Below are 9,053 nucleotides of genomic sequence, written 5' to 3'. Positions count from 1 at the left end.
GGCGACACCGCGCGGGTTGCCCGGCCCCGTGCGGCTTCTATCATCGGCCGGGAGAGATCGATGCCAGTGCTGCGCCCGGGTGCGGCCAGGCGTCTCGCCAGCGCCAGCGTCAGCGCCCCGGTGCCGCCATAGAGCGCCACGAACCACAGGCTCCACAGCGTGAGGCCGAGCGGAATCTGCGCCGGGTGGAAGGCCGGCGGCCTCATACGCCACCCCAGGCGCCACCCCAGGCCGGCGGGAACAGCACCAGCGCCGCATAGCTGCTCCACAGCACGCCGCCGTTGTAGTGCCACAGCCGGGCCACCACCAGCGGTTCGTAGGGCGCTTCCAGGCCGACGTAACCGCGGCGCACCCGCAGCGCCTGCAGCAGCGTGACGGCGGTGGCCATGCCGAGGTGGGCCAGGGAATAGCCCAGCACCACCGCGATCACCGCGTCATGGGCGGTGGCCGTCACCACCAGCGCGGCCGCCTGCAGCGCGGCGTAGACCAGCCCCAGCGCCAACGCACCGCCGGCCGCCACCGCGGCAAAGGCGGCAGCGCCGTGCCGCAGCGCCCCGCCCCGCGCCATCCGGCGCATGCCGAACTGCGCCAGGGTATGCACCACCGCCGCCGCCAGCAGCAGGCGGCCGGCGCTGCCGGCCATGCCGCCGCCCTCCGGCACCTGCCAGGTGGGCCCCACCGTCCACAGGTAGAACCAGCCGAACAGCAGCGCCAGGTAAAGGGCGCCATCCGCCAGCAGGGTGAGCGCCATGCCCCACAGGCCGGGGCCATCGGCGGTACGGGAATGCAGCGGCGGGTCGCCGGGCGCGGTACGGGCGTCCGGCGCGGCGGCCGGGTGGGCGCCGTTTTCCCACGACCAGCGCAGCAGCAGCCCGGCCACCACGACCGCCGCCGCCAGCGCCACGCCGTAGGCCTTGGCCAGCAGCGCGATGCACAGCGCCGCCAGCGACAGCGCGGCGAGGAAGGGCAGCGCGGTATTGCCCGGCAGGTGGATGATCTCCCTCACCTCGCCGCTGGCCGGATCGGTGCCCCAGGTTTCGCGCCGGCCGTGGTCTATCACCGCCAGGCCACCACGGCCGGCGGCCAGCTCGCGGCCGATGCCGGGCTGGTCCCACAGCGGGTGGCGGCCCTCCACCCGAGGCAGGCTGATGAAGTTGTAGGGACTGGGCGGCAGCGCGGTGGCCCACTCCAGCGTATCCGCCTGCCACGGGTTGTCCGGCGCCGGCCGGCCGAAGCGGAAGTGCAGCAGGATGTCCGCCAGCACGGTGACCACGCCGGCCGCCATGATGAAGCCGCCGATGGAAGAGACGAGGTTGGGCAGGTCCCAGCCCAGCCCGGCCTCGTAAGTGTTCACCCGCCGCGGCATGCCCAGCAGCCCGGTCCAGTGCATCACCAGGAAGTTGAGGTTGAAGCCGCCGAACACCAGCCAGAAACCCCAGCGCCCCAGCGCCGGCGAGGCCATGCGGCCGGAAAAGTGCGGCAGCCAGTAGTACAGCCCGGCGATCAGCGGGAAGAACATGCCGCCCACCAGCACGTAATGCATGTGGGCGACGACGAAGTGGGTGTCATGCACCTGCCAGTCGAAAGGCACCAGCGCCAGCATCACCCCGGTGAGGCCGCCGGCGACGAAGATGACGAGGAAGCCGGTGAGCCACAACATCGGCAGGTGGAACACCGGCCGCCCCAGCCATAGGGTGGCGATCCAGGAGAACACCTGGATGGCGGTGGGGATGGCCACCAGCATGCTGGCGGCGGAGAAGAAGGCCTGCGCCAGCATCGGAATGCCGACGGTGAACATGTGGTGCACCCACAGGCCGAAGCTGATGAAACCGGTGGTGAGCACCGCCACCACCACCCAGGCGTAGCCGACGATGGGCCGGCGGGCGAACACCGGCAGCAGGGTGGACACGATGCCGGCCGCCGGCAGGAAGATGATGTACACCTCCGGATGGCCGAACAGCCAGAACAGGTGCTGCCACAGGATGGGATCGCCGCCGCGGGTGGGGTCGAAGAAGGGCATGCCGGCCGCGCGCTCCAGTTCCAGCAGGATGCTGCCGAGGATGAGCGGCGGAAAGCCGATGATGATCATCATCGCCATGGTCAGGATGTACCAGGCATACAGCGGCATCTTGTCCAGCGACATGCCGGGCGCGCGGGCGCGCAGGATGGACACCGCCAGCTCGACGCCGGCGGACACCGCCGAGATCTCGACGAAGGTGATGCCGATGAGCCAGAAATCCGAGTTCGGCCCCGGCGTATAGGTGGCGCTGGCCAGCGGGGTGTACATGAACCAGCCGGCGTCCGGCGCGATGCCGAGGAAGAGGCTTGCGCACAGGATCAGCCCGCCGAACAGGTAGCACCAGTAGCCCAGCGCCGACAGCCGCGGGAACACCAGGTCTCGCGCGCCCAGCATCTTGGGCAGCAGGTACACCGCCAGCCCTTCCATCATCGGCACCGCGAACAGGAACATCATCACCGTGCCATGCATGGTGAAGACCTGGGCATACACCTCCGGCGTCATGATGGTGTGGCCCGGCAGCGCCAGCTGGGTGCGGATCAGCATCGCCAGCAGGCCGCCGAACAGGAAGAAGCCCAGGCCGGTGAGCATGAAGCGCAGGCCGATGGCGGTGTGATTGACGATGGTCACCGAGCGCCAGCCGCGCGGGTTGCCCCAGACGGCGTTGAAGTCCTCGTGCAGGCGGGCGGGGTCGGGATCGCCGTCGCTGGACTGCGGAACCTTGTCGGCCGCGCCGGTGCCCGCGCCACCTCCCTCGCCCTTTCCGCCGCCCCGGGGCCGCGGCCAGTCGCTCGCCTCGCCGCTCATCCGCCGCGCTCCTGCTGCCAGGCGGCGTAGGCCGCCGGTTCGTGGGCCACCACCCGCAGCACCATGAAGGCGTGGCTGACGCCGCAGTACTCGGCGCACTGGCCGCGGTACTCGCCCGCCTCGTCCGCCTGCAGGCGGATCAGGTTGCTGCGCCCGGGCACCATGTCGATCTTGCCGGCCAGGCGGGGAATCCAGAACGAGTGGATGACGTCCGCGCTGCGCACCACCACATCCACCGGCTGGCCGGCCGGCAGATGCAACTCGTCCGCCAGCACCACGCCGCTGTCCGGGTAGTGCACCTCCCACCACCATTGGTGGCCGATGACCTCGATGCGCAGCGGCGCCTCGCCGCCGGCGAGCGGCAGGGGCAGCATCCGATGGCCGGCCGGAATGCCGAAGGCCAGCAGAGCGATGAGGGTGAAGCCCGGCAGCAGCAGGCCGCCACCCACCAACCACAGCAGGGTGATGCGCTTCGCCTCCGCGGGCCCGACCATGGCCGAGGGCCGCCGCAGCGCATGCAGCCACAGCGCCACCACGCCGATCAGCACGATCACGCCCACCGTCAGCATGCCCCACCACAGCTGCGCTGCCTCCCGCGCCGCCGGGCCCGCCGGTTGCAGGGTGGAGACCGGCCCGGCGCAGCCAGCCAGCACGCAAGCCAACACGCCGGCCAGCAGGCCGGCAAGACCGCCCCCGGCGGGGGAATGGCCCAATGCCGCAGCCCGTCGCCCCGGCCCCTGGCCGCCGGCAGGCGCACACCCTGAAGCAGCGACCACCGCCACTGCCCCTCCCGCGCGGATGGCCGCGCCGCCGCCCTCGAACCCGGACTTGAGGAGAGCTCCATGCCCCACCGCCCCCATCTGCCCGACCTGCCTCTGGCGCCGCCACTGCCGGACGAAGTGCCCGAGCCGATACGCAGCCGCGCCGCCATCGGCGGCCATCCGCTGCATCCCATGCTGATCCACTTCCCGGTGGCGGCGCTGATCGGGCTGGTGGCGGTGGATGCCGGCTGGTGGCTCACCGCCGACCCCTTCTGGGCGCGCGCCGGCCTGTGGCTGGCCGGCGTCGGCGCCGGCGGCGGCTGGCTGGCGAGCGCCATGGGGCTGGTCGATCTGCTCAGCGTGCGGCGTATCCGGGAAAAGATCACCGCCTGGTGCCATGCGCTGATCGCGGTGATGATGCTCTCCGCCGCCTCGCTCAACTGGCTGGTCCGGCTGCGCGCGGAAGACGGCGTGGCGCTGGCCGGCCCCTGGCTCTCCCTGCTCACCGCGGTGCTGATCGCCCTCGCCGGCTACCTCGGCGGCCGCCTGGTCTACGAGCATGCGGTGGGCGTGCATCACAAGAGCCGGCCGGTGGAAGCGCATGCGCCGCCGGGCGCCGCGGCGGCCGAAGCGGAGGGCCGCAGCGGCGCCTGAGGGCAAGGCGGCGCCGCTCACTGGAAAGGCTTGGCCAGCACCAGCCACAGCGTCAGGCCGATGGAAAGCGCCGCGCCCAGGCCGCAAGCGCCCGCCCGCGCGCGCAAGCGCAGCGGCGGCGGCGGATCGCGCTCCACCTTCAGGATCAGCGCGCCGCAGCCGGCGTGGCAGCACACCATGCCGGCCACCGCGGTGAGCTTGGCCACCAGCCACAGCTGGACCACGTCCTCGCGCAGGAACAGCACCGTGCCGGAGGCGATGGCGAGCAAGGCAGCCGGTGTGGCGAAGCCGATGAAGAGCAGGCGCGCCAGCCGCGCGTGCAGCCGGTCTTCGGCTGCGTCCTGCGGCGCCCAGGCGGCGCGCACCAGCACCGGCAGGTAGAGCAACAGGCCGCACCAGACGATGAGCGCGGCGAAGTGGAAGACTTTCAGCCAAGGCATGGGCGCCCCCGGATTGTGCGGATGATGGACGGCCCCCGCCTGCCAGCGCCTTCACAGGAAGTATTCCCAGCGCCGGGCCAGCCACTCCAGGAAGCGCTCGCCGACATCGCGGCGCTTCCACTCCTGCGCCAGGATCTCGTGGGAGGCGGCCTCGTCGCGGGCGAACAAGGCCTCCATCTCGCGGGCGAAGCCGGCGTCCAGCACCAGCACGTCGGCCTCGTAGTTGTGGACGAAGCTGCGCCAGTCCAGGTTGGTGGAGCCGACGCTGGACCACACGCCGTCTATCACCGCCGTTTTGGCGTGCAGCAGCGCATCGCGGCGCTCGAACACCCGTATGCCCGCCTCCAGCAAGGTGTCGTAATGGGAACGGCCGGCGTGGAAAGGCGCCCAGAAATCGCTGAAGCCGGGCAGCGCCAGGCGCACGTCCACCCCGCGCCGGGAGGCAGCGACCAGCGATTCCAGCGTGCGCTCGTCCGGCACGAAGTAACCGTAGGTAAGCCAGACCCGCTTGCTGGCGTGGTCGATGGCGGACAGCAGGGCAACGTAGAGTTCGCTGCGCTGGCTGGCCGGGTCGGCGGCCACCGCCCGCATCGCCATCGCGCCGGCACGGCCGGGCGCCTTGGCCTGCACCGCTTCGCGCGGCGGGGTTTCCGGCTGGCAGCGCTGGTTCTGCCAGCCCTCGTCGAACAGGTTCTGGAACTGCGATACCACCGGGCCACGGACGATGACGTGGGTGTCGCGCCAGCCGGATTTCGGGTCCGGCGTCTTCACCTTGCGGCCGAAGGAGCCCGAGCTGTAGACGGCGCTGATGTTGATGCCGCCGGTGAACGCCACCTGGCGGTCCACCACCAGGATCTTGCGATGGTCGCGGTTGTTGATGTTGAGCCGGGTGTCGCGCGCCAGCCGCAGCGGATTCACCGGGTTGAACTCGCACACCGCCACGCCGGCGGCGCGCAGCCGTTCGAAGTAGGCGGCCGGGGTAGCGATGGAGCCGACGCTGTCGTACAGCACCCGCACTTCAACGCCTTTCGCCCGCCGCTCCTCCAGCAGCTCGGCCAGGCGCTCGCCGGCACCGTCGGCTTCGAGGATGTAGGTTTCGAGATCGATGTGATGCTGTGCCTGGGCGATGGCCTGGAACATGGCGTCCTGCGTCTTCGGGCCATCCACCAGCAGGTGGGCATCGTTGCCCAACACCAGCGGCGTGCTGACCACGCCCTCCACCTGGGCGAGGTGGTGCGCCAGCAGGCTGTGCTCGCTGGCATCGCGGCCGAGACGGCGCAGCGCCGCTTCGGCGCGGCGGGCGCTGAGCGGGCCGCGTTCGTCCTCCACCCGCAGTTCGGCGAGGCGCGGCTTGCCGGCCGCCTCCGGCAGCGGGGCCGCCGGGCCGGACACGCAGGCGCCAAGCAAGGCGCACAGCAGGAGCAGCAGCCCCCACTGCGGCCAGCGCCTGCCCGCGGGGGCTGGCGGCTCGGGATGCGGGCCCGTCGGCTCTGGGCGCGAGCCTGCAGGCTCAGGGTGCGGGCTTGATGAGGATGTCATTCTTGACCGACTGCACCCCCGGGACGCCGCGCGCCAGTTCCACCGCCTGGCGCGCTTCCGCCGCGGTGGCGACGAAGCCGCTCAGTTGCACCACGCCGCGATAGGTTTCCACCTTCACTTCGCGGGCCTTCACCGCCGGATCGTCCACCAGCCTGGCCTTCACCCGGGCGGTGATGGTGGCGTCATCTACGTATTCGCCGGTGGACTGGCGGGTGGCGGTGGGCGCGCAGGCCGCAAGCAGCGGCAGCGCGAGCGCCGCGGCAGCAGCGCCTAACATGGATCGTCTGTTCATCATCGCCGGGTTCCTCCGGTGGTTGGAAAGCCTGGATTCGGAATCGCGCGCCGACGCGGCCGCAGGGTCGGCGGCGTGCGGATGGCCGCCACCGCGCGCCGCGGCGCCGGCCGGATCGCGGTGCTCGCGCCGGCCCCAGCGCGCGATGGCGCGGCGGGCGCTGCGTGCGGCGGCGCGGCTCACGACGCCGCCATCACCGGGCGGAGGGCGTTGATCACTTCCTCCACGCCGGTGACTTCGCGGGCGATGGCGTCCGCCCGGGTGATCTGGTCGGCCGGCACCAGACCGTTCAGGGTGACCTGGCCGCGGCTGACGGTGACGGTGATCGCGCTGGCCTGCACCCGGCTGTCTGCGCCCAGCGCAGCGTTCACCCGCGCCCTCAGCACGTCGTCGTTCATCGGCTCCGGCGCGCGGCGGGAGGTTTCGCTGACCGAGGTCGGGCCTTCCTCCGTCTGTATCTTGTCGCCGCAGCCGGCCAACGCCAGGCTGCAGAGGGCGAACAAGGCGACGAACAGGCGGGCCGGGCGTGGCCGCCGTGCCGTCGCGGCGCCGGCGGGCAGGTCGCCGCGCACGACGGCAAACAGGGGCGGCAGCGCGCCGGCACCGTGGAAACCGGCGAGGCTGGCGGCGGCTGCGGCGCCCAGGGAAATCGGCGGGCTCATGCTGTTCATGCTCATCGGCCTCCCCGGCTAGCGTTGCAGGACACCGAGCACCAGGGACACCACGAAGACCACCAGGAAGATGTAGAACAGGATCTTCGCAATGCCGGCGGCGCCGGCAGCGATGCCACCGAAGCCGAACAGGGCGGCGATGATGGCGATGACAAGGAAAACCGCGGCGTAATAGAGCATGGCTGACCTCCTCGGTCCGGAAGCGGCTGTTTACGACCGTCGCGGCAGCAATCGGCGTGCCTCCCCCGGCGGCTGACCGCCACTGCACCGGCCGCGTGGAGGCCGCAGCCACCGGGGAGCCAGAGCGGCATTCAGATTCCCGCTGCCCGGCAACCCACCCGAAACGCAGTCTTTGCGCCCACTCCCGCGCCCGGCGCACTCATCCCGCCACCAGCCTTTCTTCCGGCGTTCGGCAGCCACTTTCACCGGCCAGGGCCGTGAAACCCCGTGTTGAAGAGGATTTCTGCCGCTTTCACCCGTCTTGCTCCCGCTTCCCCCTGGCTTTGGCGGGGTTTTTCGGCTCTTTCCGCTTGCCGAGGCCCGCCGCCGCGTCTCCGCCCGCGCGAATCCCTGAAAAAACGCCATCCGTCCGGTAACTATTACAGGCCGCCGCCCCTGGCCGCGCCCCCGGCGGGCCGGGCATGAAAGCTGCGCCTTTGCCGGCACCGCGGCCCCCCGCCGCCACAATAAGGAGGACATGCCATGACCGTATCGACCATCCTGCTGGTCATCCTCATCCTGCTCCTGATCGGCGCCCTGCCTACCTGGCCCCACAGCGCCGGCTGGGGCTACCGGCCCAGCGGCCTCATCGGCCTGGTCCTGGTGGTCGTCCTCGTCCTGCTGTTGATGGGTGCGATATAGCGGCGGGCGCGGCGGCCTGCCCCGCGCCGCGCCAGCAGCAAGACCCCTTGCGGGGCCGCCGCTCCTTCGGCTTGAAAGGCGGCCCCGCAAGGGGCGTTTCCTCGTGCAGCCCAGCCCACGGCCGGCCACGGTTCAGGACAGGCTCAGGACATCTGGCTGCTGGAACCCGGCCCGCCGCTATTGTGGATTGCGGACGGGGTAGCGGAGCTGCCCGGGCTGCGCGCCGGCTGCGAGATGCCGCATACCGCCTGCCCTGCTGGCCGCTCGCCCTGGCGGTTGGCCAGGTCGGCGAGCGAGATGATGCCCACCATCTGCTTGTCGTGATCCAGCACCACCAGCCTGTGCAACTGGATGTCGCCCATGTTGCGGGCGACGCCGTCGAGGTCGTCGTCGTCGAAGCAATACTTCACCCGCTCGCTCATCACCTCGCGCACCGCCGTCTCCCCCGGCATGCCGGCGGCCACGCCACGGATGGCGATGTCGCGGTCGGTGACCATGCCGACCAGGCGGCCGTTCTCACCCACCGGCAAGGAGCCGACGTCGCAGTCGGCCATCATCCGCGCGGCTTCGTGCAGGGATTGGCCGGGCTTGACCAGCTTCACCTCCCTGCTCATCGCATCTCGTACCAGCATGGTGCACCTCCTTGAAATAACGGAAAAAACGCAGCATGGAGCCATACGCCTGAGGACTGCTCCAGGCGGGTCTATGCTGCAGCTGAGGGCTGCAAGCCCCGTACCCGCCCGCCGGGGGCGAGGCACGCCGTTTGCGACATCCCCAGCCACGATGATCCGGAGGCCGATATGCACATCCCGATGGAGACGGTTCTTCCTCTGCCCGCGGCAAGTTGCCCGCTGCGGGCCCACCGGCCGGAACCGGTGCCCAACCCCGCGCCCGATCCGGTTCCCGAGCATGTGCCCAACCGCGACCCGCTGCGCGATCCCGAGCCGGAGCCCGGGCCGCCAATGGAAGAACCCGTGAACATGGAGATTCCGCCGCCCACGCGCCATTGAA

At 71.1% G+C, this 9,053-nt stretch carries 12 protein-coding genes; 3 read left to right on the top strand and 9 right to left on the bottom strand.

All coding sequences use genetic code 11. The annotated features are described in order from the left end of the window. The 3 genes from GRF61_RS24620 to coxB form a co-directional block, all read right to left on the bottom strand. On the bottom strand, nucleotides 1–206 hold a 206-nt coding region (locus GRF61_RS24620; RefSeq protein WP_211166001.1), incomplete at its 3' end, for a class I SAM-dependent methyltransferase. Then, nucleotides 203–2,824: a cytochrome c oxidase subunit I gene (gene ctaD, locus GRF61_RS15540; RefSeq protein ID WP_248281270.1), complete on the bottom strand. Its 2,622-nt coding sequence runs from the start codon at nucleotides 2,822–2,824 to the stop codon at nucleotides 203–205. The genes ctaD and GRF61_RS24620, both read right to left, overlap by 4 nt. After that, nucleotides 2,821–3,537, bottom strand: a complete 717-nt coding sequence (coxB, locus tag GRF61_RS24840) for a cytochrome c oxidase subunit II (RefSeq protein WP_248281269.1) — start codon at nucleotides 3,535–3,537, stop codon at nucleotides 2,821–2,823. Before coxB ends, ctaD begins: the two co-directional genes overlap by 4 nt. Nucleotides 3,538–3,666: 129 nt before the next feature. Here coxB and GRF61_RS15535 point away from each other — a divergent pair, with 129 nt between their 5' ends. Continuing rightward, nucleotides 3,667–4,239 (top strand): DUF2231 domain-containing protein, encoded by a 573-nt coding sequence (locus tag GRF61_RS15535; protein ID WP_169151541.1) that lies wholly within the window; start codon nucleotides 3,667–3,669, stop codon nucleotides 4,237–4,239. Between the two features lie 17 nt (nucleotides 4,240–4,256). Here GRF61_RS15535 and GRF61_RS15530 read toward each other — a convergent pair whose 3' ends face one another. The 5 genes from GRF61_RS15530 to GRF61_RS15510 form a co-directional block, all read right to left on the bottom strand. Further along, nucleotides 4,257–4,679 (bottom strand): CopD family protein, encoded by a 423-nt coding sequence (locus GRF61_RS15530; RefSeq protein WP_169151540.1) that lies wholly within the window; start codon nucleotides 4,677–4,679, stop codon nucleotides 4,257–4,259. Between the two features lie 51 nt (nucleotides 4,680–4,730). Then, complete coding sequence (locus GRF61_RS15525) at nucleotides 4,731–6,071, bottom strand: phospholipase D-like domain-containing protein (RefSeq protein WP_348982411.1); 1,341 nt, start codon at nucleotides 6,069–6,071, stop codon at nucleotides 4,731–4,733. Nucleotides 6,072–6,189: 118 nt separating this feature from the next. Then, nucleotides 6,190–6,693, bottom strand: a complete 504-nt coding sequence (locus tag GRF61_RS25190; protein ID WP_348982410.1) for a BON domain-containing protein — start codon at nucleotides 6,691–6,693, stop codon at nucleotides 6,190–6,192. Continuing rightward, complete coding sequence (locus GRF61_RS15515; protein WP_169151538.1) at nucleotides 6,690–7,187, bottom strand: BON domain-containing protein; 498 nt, start codon at nucleotides 7,185–7,187, stop codon at nucleotides 6,690–6,692. The genes GRF61_RS25190 and GRF61_RS15515 overlap by 4 nt, the downstream gene beginning before the upstream one ends. 12 nt (nucleotides 7,188–7,199) lie before the next feature. Continuing rightward, nucleotides 7,200–7,361 (bottom strand): DUF1328 family protein, encoded by a 162-nt coding sequence (locus tag GRF61_RS15510; protein ID WP_133589218.1) that lies wholly within the window; start codon nucleotides 7,359–7,361, stop codon nucleotides 7,200–7,202. A gap of 522 nt (nucleotides 7,362–7,883) precedes the next feature. Between GRF61_RS15510 and GRF61_RS15505 the strand changes: the two genes are divergently transcribed. Then, the gene (locus GRF61_RS15505) at nucleotides 7,884–8,042 is read left to right on the top strand and encodes a DUF3309 family protein (RefSeq protein WP_169151537.1); all 159 of its coding nucleotides are present in this window, start codon (nucleotides 7,884–7,886) and stop codon (nucleotides 8,040–8,042) included. A gap of 143 nt (nucleotides 8,043–8,185) precedes the next feature. Here the strand turns inward: GRF61_RS15505 and GRF61_RS15500 are convergent, their stop codons facing one another. After that, nucleotides 8,186–8,674 (bottom strand): CBS domain-containing protein, encoded by a 489-nt coding sequence (locus GRF61_RS15500; RefSeq protein ID WP_169151536.1) that lies wholly within the window; start codon nucleotides 8,672–8,674, stop codon nucleotides 8,186–8,188. Between the two features lie 168 nt (nucleotides 8,675–8,842). Between GRF61_RS15500 and GRF61_RS15495 the strand changes: the two genes are divergently transcribed. Beyond that, a complete protein-coding gene (locus tag GRF61_RS15495) occupies nucleotides 8,843–9,052 on the top strand; it encodes a hypothetical protein (protein WP_169151535.1) in 210 nt (69 codons plus the stop codon). The last annotated feature ends 1 nt before the right edge of the window (nucleotide 9,053 follow it).

Origin of the sequence: Azoarcus sp. TTM-91 (genome assembly GCF_012911025.1) — a bacterium.
Classification (GTDB): Bacteria; Pseudomonadota; Gammaproteobacteria; order Burkholderiales; family Rhodocyclaceae; genus Azoarcus.
The sequence above is the reverse complement of the archived record's forward strand: the minus strand, read 5'-3'. Positions and strand labels throughout refer to the sequence as shown.